The sequence below is a fragment of the Amycolatopsis sp. NBC_01488 genome, assembly GCF_036227105.1.
Taxonomy (GTDB): Bacteria; Actinomycetota; Actinomycetes; order Mycobacteriales; family Pseudonocardiaceae; genus Amycolatopsis.
Window position 1 is genome coordinate 3287863 of the sequence record NZ_CP109434.1, and the last position, 15915, is coordinate 3303777.

Annotated in this window: 17 protein-coding genes; 12 read left to right on the forward strand and 5 right to left on the reverse strand. The window is 70.9% G+C overall.

What is annotated here, in order from left to right:
* Positions 1-1695 carry an SDR family oxidoreductase gene (locus OG738_RS15965; protein WP_329056714.1) on the forward strand — a complete coding sequence of 565 codons (1695 nt, stop codon included), beginning with the start codon at positions 1-3 and terminating at the stop codon, positions 1693-1695.
* A 14-nt stretch (positions 1696-1709) separates the two neighbouring features.
* A complete protein-coding gene (locus tag OG738_RS15970) occupies positions 1710-2297 on the forward strand; it encodes a TetR/AcrR family transcriptional regulator (RefSeq protein WP_329056716.1) in 588 nt (195 codons plus the stop codon).
* Positions 2298-2318: 21 nt separating this feature from the next.
* On the opposite strand, the gene OG738_RS15975 is transcribed toward OG738_RS15970, so the two are convergent.
* Positions 2319-3467, reverse strand: a complete 1149-nt coding sequence (locus OG738_RS15975) for a citrate synthase 2 (protein WP_329054756.1) — start codon at positions 3465-3467, stop codon at positions 2319-2321.
* A gap of 278 nt (positions 3468-3745) precedes the next feature.
* On the opposite strand from OG738_RS15975, the gene OG738_RS15980 reads away from it, so the two are divergent.
* The 7 genes from OG738_RS15980 (at position 3746) to OG738_RS16010 (ending at position 8979) form a co-directional block, all read left to right on the forward strand.
* Positions 3746-4048 (forward strand): urease subunit gamma, encoded by a 303-nt coding sequence (locus OG738_RS15980; protein ID WP_086680249.1) that lies wholly within the window; start codon positions 3746-3748, stop codon positions 4046-4048.
* 27 nt (positions 4049-4075) lie between these two features.
* Positions 4076-4381, forward strand: coding sequence for an urease subunit beta (locus OG738_RS15985; RefSeq protein ID WP_323324152.1), 306 nt, complete (start codon positions 4076-4078; stop codon positions 4379-4381).
* Positions 4382-6097, forward strand: coding sequence for an urease subunit alpha (locus OG738_RS15990; protein ID WP_329054759.1), 1716 nt, complete (start codon positions 4382-4384; stop codon positions 6095-6097).
* Complete coding sequence (locus OG738_RS15995; RefSeq protein ID WP_329054760.1) at positions 6097-6768, forward strand: urease accessory protein UreF; 672 nt, start codon at positions 6097-6099, stop codon at positions 6766-6768. Before OG738_RS15990 ends, OG738_RS15995 begins: the two co-directional genes overlap by 1 nt.
* Complete coding sequence (ureG, locus tag OG738_RS16000; RefSeq protein WP_329054762.1) at positions 6758-7447, forward strand: urease accessory protein UreG; 690 nt, start codon at positions 6758-6760, stop codon at positions 7445-7447. The genes OG738_RS15995 and ureG overlap by 11 nt, the downstream gene beginning before the upstream one ends.
* Complete coding sequence (locus tag OG738_RS16005; protein ID WP_329054763.1) at positions 7444-8148, forward strand: urease accessory protein UreD; 705 nt, start codon at positions 7444-7446, stop codon at positions 8146-8148. Before ureG ends, OG738_RS16005 begins: the two co-directional genes overlap by 4 nt.
* 120 nt (positions 8149-8268) lie before the next feature.
* Positions 8269-8979: a TetR/AcrR family transcriptional regulator gene (locus OG738_RS16010; RefSeq protein ID WP_329054764.1), complete on the forward strand. Its 711-nt coding sequence runs from the start codon at positions 8269-8271 to the stop codon at positions 8977-8979.
* A gap of 48 nt (positions 8980-9027) precedes the next feature.
* Here the strand turns inward: OG738_RS16010 and OG738_RS16015 are convergent, their stop codons facing one another.
* Entirely contained in the window at positions 9028-10695 is a 1668-nt protein-coding gene (locus OG738_RS16015; protein ID WP_329054766.1) for a purine-cytosine permease family protein, read from the reverse strand.
* Positions 10696-10911: 216 nt separating this feature from the next.
* On the opposite strand from OG738_RS16015, the gene pdxH reads away from it, so the two are divergent.
* The 3 genes from pdxH (at position 10912) to OG738_RS16030 (ending at position 13626) form a co-directional block, all read left to right on the forward strand.
* A complete protein-coding gene (pdxH, locus tag OG738_RS16020; RefSeq protein ID WP_329054768.1) occupies positions 10912-11589 on the forward strand; it encodes a pyridoxamine 5'-phosphate oxidase in 678 nt (225 codons plus the stop codon).
* A gap of 204 nt (positions 11590-11793) precedes the next feature.
* Positions 11794-13062, forward strand: coding sequence for an MFS transporter (locus tag OG738_RS16025; protein WP_329056718.1), 1269 nt, complete (start codon positions 11794-11796; stop codon positions 13060-13062).
* 24 nt (positions 13063-13086) lie between these two features.
* Positions 13087-13626: a DUF3558 family protein gene (locus tag OG738_RS16030; RefSeq protein WP_329054770.1), complete on the forward strand. Its 540-nt coding sequence runs from the start codon at positions 13087-13089 to the stop codon at positions 13624-13626.
* A gap of 4 nt (positions 13627-13630) precedes the next feature.
* Here the strand turns inward: OG738_RS16030 and OG738_RS16035 are convergent, their stop codons facing one another.
* Genes OG738_RS16035 through OG738_RS16045 form a run of 3 tightly spaced genes read right to left on the reverse strand, consistent with a single transcriptional unit; the run spans position 13631 to position 15863 of the window.
* Complete coding sequence (locus tag OG738_RS16035) at positions 13631-14455, reverse strand: MBL fold metallo-hydrolase (protein WP_329054772.1); 825 nt, start codon at positions 14453-14455, stop codon at positions 13631-13633.
* Positions 14452-15285 carry an MBL fold metallo-hydrolase gene (locus OG738_RS16040; protein WP_329054773.1) on the reverse strand — a complete coding sequence of 278 codons (834 nt, stop codon included), beginning with the start codon at positions 15283-15285 and terminating at the stop codon, positions 14452-14454. Before OG738_RS16040 ends, OG738_RS16035 begins: the two co-directional genes overlap by 4 nt.
* On the reverse strand, positions 15285-15863 hold the full coding sequence (locus tag OG738_RS16045; protein WP_329054776.1) for a TetR/AcrR family transcriptional regulator: 579 nt from the start codon (positions 15861-15863) through the stop codon (positions 15285-15287). Before OG738_RS16045 ends, OG738_RS16040 begins: the two co-directional genes overlap by 1 nt.
* Between the last annotated feature and the right edge of the window lie 52 nt (positions 15864-15915).

Below are 15915 nucleotides of genomic sequence, written 5' to 3' on the forward strand. Positions count from 1 at the left end.
GTGACCGCCAGCGACGGTGTCCGCCTCTCGGTCCACATCGACGGCCGGGAAGACGGGCCCACGGTCGTGCTCGTGCACGGCTACCCCGACAACAGCTCGATGTGGGCCGGCGTGGCCGCCGAGCTGGCGCCGGACCACCGCGTCGTCACCTACGACGTCCGCGGGGCCGGACAGTCGGCCAAGCCGTCGGGACGCGCGTCCTACCGGCTGGACCAGCTGGCCGACGACCTCCGAGCCGTCGTCGACGAGGTGAAGCCGCACGGCAGGGTCCACCTCCTCGCCCACGACTGGGGCTCCATCCAGGCCTGGCACGCCGTCACCGGCGACGGCCTGCGCGGCCGGATCGCGTCCTACACGTCGATCTCCGGCCCGAGCCTCGACCACGCCGGCGCGTGGTTCCGCGCCCAGGTCACCCGCCCGACGCCGAAGCGGCTCAAGAACGCGCTGAGCCAGTTCCTGCACTCGTGGTACATCCTCGCGTTCCAGCTCCCGCTGATCCCGGACCTGCTGTGGCGCACCGGCTTGCTGGGCAAGCAGATCCAGCGCATGGAGCCCGACGCGGCGCCACCGGAGAAGTCCGACGGCATCAACGGCCTCGAGCTGTACCGCGCCAACATGTTCACCCGGCTGTCCCGGCCCGCGCCGCGGGCGGCCGACGTCCCGGTGCAGGTCCTCGCCCCGACCAGCGACGCCTACGTCACCGCGCCGCTGCAGACCGAGGTCGCGCGCTGGGTGCCCGACCTGCGGATCCGCCGGATCGTCGGGACGCACTGGGTGACCCGCGCCAAGCCGAAGGTGGTCGCTCGGGCCGCCGCCGAGCTGATCGAGCACGTCGAAACCGGCGCCGAGAGCCGGGGCCTGCGCCGGGCGCGCGTGGGGACCAGCCGGTTCGCGCACAAGCTGGTCGTCGTCACCGGTGCCGGCAGCGGCATCGGGCGCGCCACCGCGCTCGCCTTCGCCGCGGAGGGCGCCGACGTCGTCATCACCGACATCGACCAGGCCGCGGCCGCCGAAACCCGGAAGCTCCTCGGCGACCACGGGGTCGCCGAGTACACAGTGGACTCCAGTGACGGCGCCGCCGTGCACCGCTTCGCCGAAGACGTCCGCGAGAACCACGGCGTCCCGGACATCGTGGTCAACAACGCCGGGATCGGGATGTCCGGCCCGTTCCTCGACACGTCCGTCGAGGACTGGGAACGCGTCATCGACGTCAACCTCTGGGGCGTGATCCACGGCTGCCGCGCGTTCGCGCCGATGCTCGCCGAACGCGCCGAGGGCGGCCAGATCGTCAACCTCGCCTCGGCGGCCGCCTACCTGCCGTCGAAGATCCTCACCGCCTACGCGACGACGAAGTCCGCCGTGCTGACGTTGAGCATCTGCTTGCGCGCCGAGCTGGCCGAGCACCACATCGGCGTCACCGCGGTGTGCCCGGGGATCGTCAAGACCAACATCACCACCACCACGCGCTTCGTCGGAGTGTCCGAAGAGGAGCAACGGCGGCGGCAGCGAGAGAGCTCGAAGCTGTACGCACGACGCGGTTTCGGCCCCGAAGGCGTCGCGAAGGACATCCTGCGAGCCGTGGAGAAGGACACCGCGATCGCACCGTCCACTCCGGAAGCCAAGGTCGCGCTGGTCCTTTCGCGACTGACGCCCGGACTCCTGCGCCAGGCGGCGAAACTGGACCTGACGCCGTGAGCAGGCCGCGGCGGATGTCGCCGCAGGCCCGCCGCGACGACCTGATCCGCGCCGCGCTCGACCTGTTCGGCTCCCGTGCGCCGGAACTGGTCACCGTGGACGACATCGTCGCGCGCGCCGAGGTGTCGCGGCCGTTGTTCTACCGGTACTTCTCCAGCCTGCGCGAGCTGCAGGTCGAGGCGCTGCGCACGGTCACCGTCGGGCTCATCGACGGCCTGGCCGGGCTCGAGGAGGGGCCGCCCGAAACCCGGCTCCGGGCCGCCGTCCGGGGCCTGATCGACGTCGCCGACCACTACCGCGCGGGCTACATCGCGGTGCTGCGCAGCGGTTCGGTGATCGCGACGTCCGAAACGGACGCGGCGATCGACGAGGTCCGCAACCGGGCGGTGGCCCTGATCCTGGACGCGCTGGGCGTCGAAGATCCGTCGCCGCTGCTCTCGCTCACCCTGCGCTGCTGGACCGCGGTCGTCGAAGGCGCGTTGCTGAGCTGGCTGCAGGAGCGCACGGTCCCGCGCGAATCCCTGGACACCTGGCTGGTGGACCAGCTCACGGCGATGCTCGGCGCCACCGCCGCACACGAGCAGACCGGCACTTTCGCGTGAAAGTGCCGGTCTGCTCGTGGGTCAGTGCTTGGTGACCAGTTCCCAGCCCTCGACCTCTTCCGGGGTCCGCGGGGCCGGGCCGATGTACTTGGCCGACGGCCGCACCAGGCGTCCGGTGCGCTTCTGCTCCAGGATGTGCGCGGCCCAGCCGGCGGTGCGCGCCGAGCTGAACATCGCCGGCATCATGTGCGGCGGGACCTGGGCGAAGTCGAGGATGACCGCGGCCCAGAACTCGACGTTCGTCTCGATCGGGTGGTCCGGGCGCCGCTCGCGCAGCTCCTTCAGCGCGGCCTGCTCCAGCGCGGCGGCCGCCTCGAAGCGGGACGCGCCGAGCTCCTGGCAGGTGCGGCGCAGCACGCGCGCCCGGGGGTCCTCGGCCCGGTAGACGCGGTGGCCGAAGCCCATCAGGCGTTCCTTGCGGTCGAGGATGCCCTTGACCAGGCCCGCCGGATCGCCGGAGCGCTCGACCTCTTCGATCATCGGCAGCACGCGCGCCGGGGCGCCGCCGTGCAGCGGGCCCGACATCGCGCCGATGGCGCCGGACATGGCCGCCGCCACGTCGGCGCCGGTGGAGGCGATGACGCGGGCGGTGAAGGTCGACGCGTTGAGGCCGTGCTCGGCGGCCGACACCCAGTAGGCGTCCAGCGCCTTGACGTGCGCCGGGTCGGGCTCGCCGCGCCAGCGGATCAGGAAGCGCTCGGTGATCGAGTGGGCCTCGTCGACGCGGGTCTGCGGGACAGCGGGCTGGCCGATGCCACGCGCCGACTGCGCGACGTACGACAGCGCCATCACCGAGGCGCGGGCCAGCTGCTCACGGGCCTCTTCGTCGGTGATGTCGAGCAGCGGGCGGTAGCCCCAGATCGGCGCGAGCATGGCCAGCGCGGCCTGGACGTCCACCCGGACGTCGCCGGTGTGGACCGGCAGCGGGAACGGCTCGGCGGGCGGGAGGCCGTGGCCGAACCGGCCGTCCACGAGGAGGCCCCACACGTCACCGAAGGTCACCTTGCCGGCGAGGTCCTCGATGTCGACGCCGCGGTAGCGCAGCGCACCGCCGTCCCGGTCGGGTTCGGCGATCTCGGTGTGGAAGGCGACGACGCCCTCCAGACCCGGTCGGAAGCCGTCGTCGGGTTGGCCGGACGGCTGTGGCTTGCTGATCGTGGAGGTAGTCACTGTTTCGCGAAACCTTTCGGTGCGCTTTCTTCCCCGGCTGGTCGCGCTGACGGGATACGCACGGAAAGCGCGCACCATCGCACGGATGGATAGACCTTGCTCCCTCGATCGCCGGGGGGCAATCGAAAGATGCGGTGGTTTCGGTCACGATTACGAGAACGATTCAGTCACCGAAGCCGCGCGGCCGGAGAATTTCCGCCACGCAGTGTGACGAAACCCAGGTTAAAGGTATGTTTCCGAACCAGGCGGAGCGCCGGTCCGGGTGATAGACCTGAGCGATGCACCTCAGCCCGCAGGAGCGCGACAAGCTGCTCGTCCACGTGGCGGCCGACGTCGCGCGGAAGCGGCTGGACCGCGGCGTCCGGCTGAACTACCCCGAGGCCGTCGCGCTGATCACCGACCACGTCCTCGAAGGAGCCCGCGACGGCCGCACGGTCAGCGAGCTGGTGGCCAGCGGCCGGACCGTGCTCTCGCGGGCGCAGGTCCTCGACGGCGTGCCCGAAATGGTGGACTCGGTGCAGGTCGAGGCCACCTTCCCGGACGGCACCAAGCTCGTCACCGTGCACGACCCGATCGTGTGACGCACCGCCACGTGAGAGAGGAGCCGGATGCGTCCAGGCGAGATCATCCCCGGCGACGAGCCGGTCGAGCTGAACCCGGGCCGCGAGCGCGTCCGGCTGCTCGTGCGCAACCTCGGCGACCGGCCGGTGCAGGTCGGCTCGCACTACCACTTCGCCGCGGTGAACCCCGGCCTCGAATTCGACCGTGACGCCGCCCGCGGCCACCGCCTTGACGTCCCGGCCGGCACGTCGGTGCGCTTCGAACCCGGTGTCGAACGCGAAGTCGATCTTGTTCCGCTCGCCGGCGCGCGCCGGGTTCCGGGGCTCCGGTCCGAATTCTCGGGAGAGTTCTGAATGCCGCAGATCGACCGCGAGCGCTACGCCGAACTGTTCGGCCCGACCACCGGCGACCGGATCCGGCTCGCCGACACCGACCTGCTGATCGAGGTCACCGAGGACCGTTCGATGGGGCCCGGCGGCAGCGGTGACGAAGTGCTCTTCGGCGGCGGCAAGGTCATCCGCGAGTCGATGGGCCAGGGGATGGCGACGCGCGCGGAGGGCGCGCCCGACCTGATCATCACCGGCGCTGTCATCCTCGACCACTGGGGCGTCGTCAAGGCCGACGTCGGCGTGCGCGACGGCCGGATCGTCGGCATCGGCAAGGCGGGCAACCCGGACACGATGGACGGCGTCGACCCGGCGCTGGTGATCGGCCCGTCGACGGAGGTACTGGCCGGCAACGGCAAGATCCTCACCGCCGGCGGCATCGACTGCCACGTCCACTTCATCTGCCCGCAGCTCGTCGACACCGCGCTGGCGGCGGGACTGACCACTTTGGTCGGTGGCGGCACCGGTCCCAACGAAGGCACGAAAGCCACCACCGTCACGCCGGGCGCGTGGAACCTCGGCCGGATGCTGTCCGCCATGGACGGTTACCCGGTCAACGTCCTGTTGCTGGGCAAGGGGAACACCGTCCGGCACGAAGCGCTGCGCGAGCAGCTGGCGGCGGGCGCCGGCGGCTTCAAGCTCCACGAGGACTGGGGTACCACCCCTGCTGCGATCGACGCCTGCCTGACCGTGGCCGACGAGTCCGGCGTCCAGGTCGCGATCCACACGGACACGCTCAACGAAGCGGGCTTCCTGGAGTCCACTGTGGACGCCATCGGCGGCCGTTCGATCAACGCGTACCACACCGAAGGCGCCGGTGGCGGGCACGCCCCGGACATCATCGAGGTCGTCTCGCTGCCGAACATCCTGCCGTCCTCGACCAACCCGACCCGGCCGCACACGGCGAACACCCTCGACGAGCACCTCGACATGCTGGTGGTCTGCCACCACCTCAACCCGTCGGTGCCCGAGGACCTCGCCTTCGCCGAGAGCCGGATCCGGCCGTCGACGATCGCCGCCGAGGACGTCCTGCACGACCTGGGTGCCATTTCGATGATGAGCTCGGACTCGCAGGCGATGGGCCGGATCGGCGAGGTGATCATCCGGACCTGGCAGACGGCGCACGTGATGAAACGCCGCCGCGGCGTCCTGCCCGGCGACGGTGCGGCCGACAACCTGCGTGCGCGTCGCTACGTCGCCAAGTACACGATCAACCCGGCCATCGCGCACGGCATGGAGACCGAGATCGGCTCGGTCGAGGTCGGCAAGCTCGCCGACCTGGTGCTGTGGGAGCCGAAGTTCTTCGGCGTCCGGCCGCACGTGGTCCTGAAGGGCGGCTTCCCGGCGTGGGCGGCGATGGGCGACGCCAACGCGTCCATCCCGACGCCACAGCCGGTCGTGGCGCGCCCGATGTTCGGTGCGAACATCGGCGCCGCGCTGAGCCTGCACTTCGTCGCACCGTCCGCATTGGACAGTGGGCTGCGTGAGACGTTCGGCATCACGCGCCCGCTGGTCGCCGTGTCGAACACCCGCGCGCGGACCAAGGCGGACATGGTGCTCAACGACGCGACGCCGGACGTCCGCGTCGAGCCGGACAGCTTCGCGGTGCACGTCGACGGCGAGCTGATCGAGCCGCAGCCGGTGACCGAACTGCCGATGGCCCAACGGTACTTCCTGTTCTGATGGACCTTTCGGCGCTGATCCTCGCGGACTCCCGCTTCCCCGGCGGCGGGCACGTCCACAGTGGCGGGATGGAGGAAGTCGTATCCCGGCGGCTGGTGACGTCCGTCCGTGATCTGCCGGAGTTCCTTTCCGGGCGGTTGCGGACGGCGGGCTTCCTGGCGGCTGTTTTCGCGGCTGCCTCGGCACATGCGGCCCTCGCCAGCGGGAATTGGTCCCTCTTGGACAGTGAGCTGGATGCGCGCACTCCGTCGCTCGCGCAGCGTGAGGCGTCCCGGGCTCAGGGGCGCGGTACCGCTCGGGCCGGCCGGATCGCTTGGCCGTCTCCCGTTTTGGACGCGTTGCTGACCGAAACCCCGCGTCCCCACCACCCGATCGTGCTGGGCGCTTTGGTCGGCGTCGCCGGCGGCTCACCGTACGACGCCGCGATGGCGGTCGCGTACCTGGCGGTGAGCGGTCCGGCGAGCGCGGTCGTGCGGCTGCTGGGTCTGGATCCCTTCGCTGTCAACGCCGTTGTCGCGCGCCTGGACCTCGCTTCGGTTTGTTCGGAAGCGGCGGCCGTGGCGGGCGACGATCCGGCGTCATTGCCTTCGCCGGGTTCGCCGGCGTTGGATCTGTTCGCCGAGGCGCACGCCCGGCACCACCAGGAAGAGGTGCGTCTCTTTGCCAGCTGAAGGTCACGGACACGGTCACTTCCACGAGGTCAACTTCGACCCGACGGCCGCCGAACCCGACCACTACGACCCGGCGCCGACGGCCGGCCGCGCGTACCGGATCGGCATCGGCGGCCCGGTGGGTTCGGGCAAGACGGCGCTGACCGCTGCCCTGTGCCGCGCCCTGGGCGACGAGGTCGACCTCGCCGTCGTCACGAACGACATCTACACGACCGAGGACGCGGACTTCCTGCGTCGCGCGGGGGTGCTGGACCCGGCCCGGATCGAGGCGGTGCAGACGGGCGCGTGCCCGCACACCGCGATCCGCGACGACATCACCGCGAACCTGGACGCGGTCGAGCGCCTGGAGGAGAAGTTCCCGGGGCTGGACCTGGTGATCATCGAAAGCGGCGGCGACAACCTGACGGCGGTGTTCAGCCGCGGGCTGGCCGACAGCCAGATCTTCGTGGTGGACGTGGCGGGTGGCGACAAGGTGCCGCGCAAGGGCGGCCCCGGCGTCACGACGGCGGACCTGCTGGTGATCAACAAGATCGACCTCGCGCACCTGGTGGGCGCGGACATGGCCGTGATGACGTCGGACGCGCACCGGATGCGGGGCGAGCTGCCGGTCATCACCCAGTCCCTTGTGGACACTCCGGAGGCACCCGACGTCGCGGCCTGGGTCCGTTCCCTGCTGTGAAGGCCCACGCCCGCTTGACGGCGTGCTTCGACGGCACGCGCACGGTGCTGCGCGAGCTGCGCTCGATGGCGCCGTTGACGTTGTTCCCCCGCCGCGGTCGCGGTTCGACGGCCGTGGTGCACCTGGTCAACTCGGCGACCACGCCCCTGGGTGGCGACGACCTGCTGCTTTCCGTCCACGTCGGCCCCGGCGCGTCCCTGCGCCTTTCCGGCGTGGCGGCGACGCTCGCGCTGCCCGGCCTGCACGGCGAGGGTTCGCTGTCCACGGTTTCGGTGGTGGTCGAGGCGGGCGGCTCGTTGGAGTACCTGCCGGAGCCGACGGTCATCACGTCCCGCGCCCAGCACACGGCGGTGTTCCGCGCGTCCCTGGCGACGGACGCGTACCTGCACACGCGGGAGGTGCTGGTGCTGGGCCGGATTGGCGAACGCCCCGGCTCGCTCACGACGTCGTCGCAGGTCACCCGGGGTTCGGTGCCGGTCCTGCGGCAGACGCTGACGATCGGTGATTCCACTTTGGACGGAAGCTTGGCGGTGCTCGCGGGCCGCCGGGTGCTGGCGACGGACCTGGTGGTGGGCGGCCCGGATCTCCCGGCGGCCTCGGGCGAGTGGTGGTCGCGCACGCCCCTCGCCGCGGGGGGCACCCTGACGACTTCCGTCGCGGCGGACGCGGTCACGGCGTTGAAGGGGCTGGCGGAGAGCTGACCCCGCTCGCCGGAGAAGACCCCCTGCGCCTTCTCCGGCGAACAACCATTGGTAATTGCGATTTTCACAAAGTAGTCATCCGGGTAGGATCTGGCATCCCTCGGAAGGAGGAGCGAACCGGTGGCTCGCACGTACGGCGGCGTCGCGCCCGAGCAGCGCCGCGCCGACCGCCGGCAGCGGCTGCTCGTGGCCGGCCTCGAGCTGTTCACCTCCACCGGTTTCCGGCACACGAAGATCACCGAGGTGTGTGCCCGCGCCGGCGTGTCGACGCGCAACTTCTACGAGGAGTTCAGCGGCAAGGAGGACGTGCTCCGCACCCTCCACGACCAGATCAACAGCCTGGCGCTCGCGCACGTGACCGCGGAGCTCGACAAGGTCGCCGACGCCGACGCGCTCACCCGCATCTCGACGCTGCTGGACGTCTTCATCGCGACGGTCACCGCGGATCCCCGGATGCCGCGCCTCACCTACGTCGAAGCGGTCGGCGTCAGCGCCGAACTGGAGGCGCAGCACCAGGTGTGGGTCGATCGCTGGGCGAACTTCATCGCCGCCGAGGCGAGCCGCGCCGCGGAGCACGGCGTCTTGCCGGTGCGGGACTACCGGCTGACGGCGATCGCCCTGGTCGGCGCGGGTACCGGGCTGCTGCGCGAATGGCAGGCGCACGACCCGCCACTGCCGGTCGAAGAGGTGGGCGCCGAATTCCGCGCGATGATGCTGGCGGCCATCACGCGACCGGAAAAGATCTTGGAACTGCCCGGCAACCCCGGCGGCCCTTCCGGCGTGGAAGAGTCGAGCCGGGCGGGGGCACAGGGGGGAGCCCGGCGAACGTGAGGGCCTCCTCGCCGTCAGCGGACGCCGTCGAGGAGGCCCTCACGGACCTCATCCCTGCCGCGGCGTCGGCAGACCCAGCGAAACCGGGCCGGTCGTCTGGCACATGTCGTGGCAGCTGTTGTCGAGCGTGCAGCACAGCGAGCAGATCGGGCCGTCCTGCTTCGCGCAGTCGGCGACGTCCGGCAGCTCGTACGGGTCGCCGCAGACCGAGCAGGTGTGCGTCGCCCGCAGGTCGGCCTCCGGGGTGAGGACGGTGTTCTCCCGTGCCAGGTAGTACTTCCCGCGGGTCGCGACGGCGAGCGTCGGGACCAGTGCCACGGCGATGACCAGCGCGAGCAGCGGGCTGAACGCCGCCAGGAACGGACCGAACGCGCCGAAGTAGGCCACGATCGACACCGCCGACGCGACGACCATCGAGCCGAACCCGACCGGGTTGATCTTGTGCAGGTAGGCCCGCTTGAACTCGATGTGGCGCGGCGAGAGCCCGAGCGGCTTCGCGATCACCAGATCGGCGCACACCGCGCCGATCCACGCGATCGCGACGTTCGAGTAGAAGCCCAGGATCTTGTTGAGGAAGCCGAACGCGCCGAACTCCATCAGCGCGAGCGCGATCCCGCAGTTCACCAGCACGTACCAGACGCGGCCGGGGTGCTTGTGCAGCACGCGGGAGAAGAAGTTCGCGAACGACAACGACCCCGAGTACGCGTTCGTCGTGTTGATCTTGATCTGCGAGACGACGACGAACAGCGCGGCGAATGTCAGCGCCACCGGGCCGAGCGCGGGCTTCACCGCTTCGAGGTACGGCGCGATCGGTTCGAGCGCGTGCGTCTTCCCGACGACGCCGAGCGCGAGGAACGCCAGCAGCGCGCCCCCGATCTGCTTCGCAGCGCCCAGGATCACCCAGCCGGGTCCGGCGGCGAGCACCGCGGCCCACCACGACCGCTTGTTCTCCGCCGTCTTCTCGGGCATGAACCGCAGGTAGTCGGCCTGCTCGCCGATCTGCCCGATCAGCGACAGCGCGACGCCCATGCCGAGGCCGAACCCGATCGCGGAGAACCCGGAGCCGGCGCCCTCGGTACCGCCGAAGTGCGCGAACTCGGCGAACTTGCCGGGCTCGCGGACCAGCACGACGACGAACGGCAGCACCAGGCCGGCGATCCACAGCGGCTGCGTCCAGGTCTGCATCTTCGCCACCGCGCCCATGCCGTAGAGCGCGAACGGCAGCACGATCAGCGTCGCCAGCAGGTAGCCGATCGGCAGCGGGATGCCGAGGGCCAGCTGGAAGGCCTGGCCCATGATCGAGCCTTCGAGCGAGAAGAAGATGACGGTGAAGCTCGCGTACACGAGCGACGTCAGCGTCGACCCGAAGTAGCCGAAGCCGGCTCCGCGGGTCAGCAGGTCCATGTCCACTCCGGACTTCGCGCAAGCGGCCGCGATGGGCACGCCGGTCACGAAGATGACGACGGCCGCGGCGAGGATCGCGAGGACCCCGGACGTGAAGCCGTAGGAGAGGACGATGCTGGCCCCGATCGCGAAGTCGGCGAGGTAGGCGATGCCGCCCAGCGCCGTCGTCGCGACCACGAACGGTGACCATTTCCGGAACGAATGGGCGGCGAAGCGCAGTGAGTAGTCCTCGCGGTTTTCGTTCGCCGCGAGCGGGGCGTACCGGCGTTTCGGGGGAGCGGTTTCTTCCGCGTTGGACAGGGTGTCGGTCATGCCTGCCTCCGGGTGGTGGGGAACGCGCCGAAGGTAGAGCCGAGCTGTATCGATCCTGGTCCGGCGGGTAACGCACGGGTTACGGCTTGTTGTCCTGCGGTTACGGCCCGGGGTGGCGGGTGTCACCGTTCAGTGGGTTCCGCCGCAGCTCGGAAGGCCCTAACGTGCCTAGAGCCGAAGTCGACTGATGCCCCGACCGGGCGTGGAGGTTTGGCGATGATGCCGGAGATCGAAGATCAGGTGGAAGACGCCGTGGTTCGCCTGCCCGGAATGCGCGTGGCGTACGACGGTGCCGCGTTCGACGAATCCGCGCTGGCGGCCACCTGGACCGATCAGCTGCAGGGCTGGCTGAACCAGGCCGTCGCCGCCGGGATCGCCGAACCGAACGCGATGGTGCTGGCGACAGCGGACGCGGAAGGCAGGCCGTCGTCCCGCACGGTGCTGTGCAAGGGCCTCGACGAGCGCGGCGTGGTGTTCTACACGAACTACACGTCGGCGAAGAGCCACGACCTGACCGCGACGAGGTACGCGTCGGTGACGTTCCCCTGGTACGCGCTGCACCGCCAGGTCCACGTCCGCGGCGAGGTCGAGAAGGTCGGCGTCAAGGAGACGGCGGAGTACTGGGCCCAGCGTCCCCGCGGTTCCCAGCTGGGTGCGTGGGCATCGCCGCAGTCGCGGGTGGTCGACGGGCGCCGCGCTTTGGACAACGCCTTGAACGGCATCGAGCGCCGGTTCGCGGACGTCGAGCAGATCCCCGCCCCGCCGCACTGGGGTGGGTGGCGGATCCGGCCTGACCTGGTCGAGTTCTGGCAGGGGCGGGAGGACCGGATGCACGACCGGCTGCGGTTCGTGCGCAATGACGACGGCTGGAACATCGAGCGCGTGGCACCCTGAGTCCGGCTTCGTGCACAGCCCGGCCGTGATGTGGACAACCACGTCACGGCCGCGGCTTTTCCGGCTTTCTGTCGGGCGGTGCCGATACGCTGGAAGCGGGGCCGCCCCCCAGGGAGGGCGGGGGCTGCCGGGCGACGGAAATCACGCGACCCGAGATAGTTAGCCGAGCTAAACTCGTCGGTTGTGACCTCTGAGCCCGAGACCTTGCCGCCTCGTTCGAGGGGCGTTCGCAAGCTCCTCGGCCGGATCATCGTCGACACCCGGCCGCTCAAGATTCCGGCTTTCCGGCGGCTCTGGCTGTCCACTGTGGTCACCGCCGTCGGCACGCAGCTGACCGCCGTCGCCGTGCCGAAGCAGGTCTTCGACCTCACCGGGTCCTCCGCCTACGTCGGCCTCACCGGGCTCGTCGCGCTCGTGCCGCTGCTGATCTTCGGGCTCTGGGGCGGCGCCGTCGCCGATGCCGTGGATCGGCGGAAGCTGCTCATCGTCACCAACGTGCTCGTCGCGATCACCTCCGCGCTGCTCTGGCTGCAGGCGTTCCTGAACTTCGGCTCGGTGTGGCTCGTCCTCGCCCTGCTGGCCGTCAACCAGGCCCTCTTCGCGATCAACATGCCGACGCGCGGCGCCGTCGTCGCCCGGCTCGTGCCCGGCGAGCTGCTGCCGTCGGCGAACGCGCTGAGCTCGACGATGTCGACCTTCGGCGCCGTCTTCGGCCCGCTGCTCGCCGGCGCGCTCATCCCGGTCCTCGGCCTCTCGACGCTCTACCTGATTGACGTCGTCGCCCTCACGATCACGCTCCTCGCCGTCTGGCGGCTGCCGGCGCTCCCGCCGCTCAACGGCCCCTCGCGGCGCGCCGGCGTCAGCGACGTCGTCGACGGCTTCAAGTACCTCGCGACGAAGAAGGTGCTGCTGGCCTCGTTCGTCGCCGACATCATCGCGATGGTCTTCGGCATGCCGCGGGCGCTGATCCCGGAGATGGCCGAGCGGACGTTCGGCGACCCGCCCGGCGGCGGCCCCGCGCTCGGCTGGCTCTACGCCGCCCTGCCCGCGGGCGCCATGCTGATCGGCCTGTTCTCCGGCTGGCTGACGCGCATCCACCGCCAGGGCGTCGCGGTCGTCGTGGCGATCTGCGCGTGGGGTGCGGCGGTCGCGGCGTTCGGGCTCGCGCACTCGCTGTGGCTCGCCGTCGTCTTCATGGCGCTGGCCGGTGCCGCCGACATGGTCAGCGCGGTCTACCGGATGGCGATCCTGCAGGTCGCGACCACCGACGAGATGCGCGGCCGCCTCCAGGGCGTGTTCACGGTCGTGGTCGCCGGCGGGCCGCGGATCGCCGACCTCGTCCACGGCTGGGGCGCGGCCGCGTTCGGCACGGCGGCCGCGGCGAGCGTCGGTGGCCTGCTGGTGATCGTGTCGGTGTGCGCGTCGATGTTCCTGCTCCCGGCGTTCTGGCGGTACCGGGCGCCGACCGCTTAGGCCGTTCGGACTATCGTGCCGGACATGCGTACCCTCGCCGTCGTTTTGGTCGCTTTCGCCGCGTTGACTGCCTGTTCTTCGGGTGACAAGCCGTCGTCGTCCGCACCCAAGCCGAGTTCGAGCGCGAACCCCGCCGCGGCGGCGGCCCTCGACCCGTGCGCGCTGCTGCCGGCGGACGCCGTCTCGAAGGCACTGGCCCTCGACAACCTCAAGGCCGTCCCGGGCCCGTCCCGCGACACCTCGGCCAACGGCGGCAAGTCCCGCAGCTGCGAGTACCAGCTCGACGGCAAGGCGGCCGGCGCGCTGGCGGTGACCCGCTACGAGGGCCGCCAGGGCAAGCCGGCGGAGATGGTCGCGTCGATCAAGAAGGGCAAGCCGGGCGCGACGGACGTCCAGGGCTTCCCGGACGGCGCGGTCTTCTACGTCGACGAGCAGAAGACGGCGACGCTGGCGTCGGCCGAGCTGGTGTCGGGCACGCCGGTCCTGGTCAACTACACCGGCCCGGCGAAGATGACCGCCGAGCAGATGGCCCCGCTGGTCAAGAAGGCCCTCGACGCGAGCTGATCGCTCACCGGCGCAGGGCCGCCAGTTCCACCGGGCTGTGCGCCGAGAACACCTTGACCTCGTCCTGGTGCGCCCGCGCCAGCTCGTGCAGCCGCTCCAGGTTGTGCAGCCGGGCCTTGCGGTCGGTCTGGACGAGGTTCTGGAACGCCGTCATGCCGGGCGGGCAGTGCGGCGCGACCGGGTCCAGCTGGCCGTGGAAGAAGTACGCGTCGCCCGCGTGCAGGAGCCAGCCGTCGCCCGTGTCGACCGCGACACCCGTGTGGCCGCGCGTGTGACCCGTGAGCGGGACCAGCAGGATCTCCTCCGGCAGGCCCTTCAACGACCGGACGGCCGCGAAGCCGAACCACGGCTCGCCCAGCTCGTCGTAGGTGGTCCACAGGGGACGGTGCGCAAATTGCACAGCCCGATAGCGGTTCTTCTCGGCCGCGTTCGACGGCGAGGTCGCCGCCCGGTGCTCCTCGGAACGGACGTGCACGACGGCGTTCGGGAAGTCGGCCAGCCCGCCAGCGTGGTCGACGTCGAGGTGCGTCGCGACGACGTGCCGGACGTCCGCCGGGTCGAGGCCGAGCGCCTTGATCTGCGCGACGGCCGTCTCGGCGGCCTCGGGCCGGGCGCCGACCATCGCCAGGAACGGACGGCCCAGCCACTCGCCGGGGCGGGCCACGCCCTGGCTGCCGAACCCGGTGTCGACCAGCACCAGGCTGTCGCCGGTCTCGATCAGCAGGCAGTGCGCGACCAGCTCCGCGCGCCGCAGCAGGCCGGGCTCGCCGTCGAGCAGCCTGCCGCCCGCGGGTCGCATCGATCCGCAGTTCAGGTGGTGCACCTTCATACCCTGCTCCTGGAGCTCAGCCGGAGGAACTCGGTCTCGTCGTGCGCGGCGAAGACGGTCACCTCGTCGCCGTGCTCCTGGACAAGCTGGCGCAGGCGGCGGTGATTGTCCAGCCGGGCACCCTTGACCGTCTCCATGCGGCCCTCGAACCACTTCAGGCCGGGCGGGCAGTGCGGGGTGGCGTCGACCTGCCCGTGGAAGAAGTACGAGTCGCCGGCGTTGAGCAGCCAGCCGTTCCCGGTGTCGACGGCGACCCCGGCGTGGCCGCGCGTGTGCCCGGAGAGCGGGACGAGCAGGATCTCGGGCGGCAGGCCGTCGAGCTGCCGGACGGCGCCGAAGCCGAACCACGGCTCTCCGCTGTCCGCATAGGACGTCCACTGTGGACCGTGCGCGAACTGGATCCGGCGGTAGCGGCCGCGTTCGGCGGCGTCCCGCGGTTCGGTGAACGCGCGCAGCTCTTCGGCGTAGACGTGCACGCGCGCCCACGGGAAGTCGATGAGCCCCCCGGCGTGGTCGAGGTCGAGGTGGGTCAGCACGATGTCGCGGACGTCCGCGGGGTCGAAGCCGAGCGCGCGGATCTGGGCGATCGCGGTCTGCGCCGGGTCTTCGACCGGGTTGGACTGGCGGACGAAACCCGCGCCCAGCCAGGCGTTCCGGTCGACGGCGGCGGGCGTGCCCATGCCGGTCTCGACGAGCACGAGGCCGGTGCCGGTCTCGAGCAGCAGGCAGTGGCAGACCATGGTGGCGCGCCGGAACAGGCCCGGCCGTCCGTCGACCAGGCCGCCGCCGAGCGGGCGCATGGTGCCGCAGTTCAGGTGGTGGACGCGCATCAGGACAGCTCCCGGTCGAGGGTGGCGTGCAGGTGGGTGGCGACGGCCCGCAGCGGCGCGAGGTCGCGTCGGGTGCGGGCCAGCAGCAGCCCGCCTTCGATCGCGGCGAGCACGACGGTGGCCAGCTCGTCGGCGCGCTCGGCGGAAAGCTGTTGTCCCGCAAGGTAGTTTCGCAGGAGGTCGTGCCACGACGCGTAGCCGTCGGCGCAGGCCTCGCGGATCGGCTCGCTTTCCGCAGCGGCGTCGAGCGCGACCGTCGCGAGTGGACACCCGCGCTGGAAGTCCGATTCGGAGAGGAAGACCGCCAGTGCTTCGACGGCCCACTCGATCGCGGTCGGCGCGTCGGGCGCGTCCCGCAGGACCCCTTCGAGCATCGCGCCGGTGCGTTCGCTCGAGAGCCGGACGGCTTCGGCGGCGAGTTGCTCCTTGCCGCCGGGGAAGTGGAAGTAGAGCGACCCCTTCGGCGCGCCCCCGGCCGTGGTCAGCTGGGTGAGGCCGGTGGCGTGGTAGCCCTGGGTCTGGAACAGGTCGGCGGCGGTGTCGAGCATCCGCTGCCGCGTGTCGGTGCGACGGACCATGGTGCCGACTGTAGCTCAAACTATGACGACCGGTCTAGTGACTTTGCTTCTC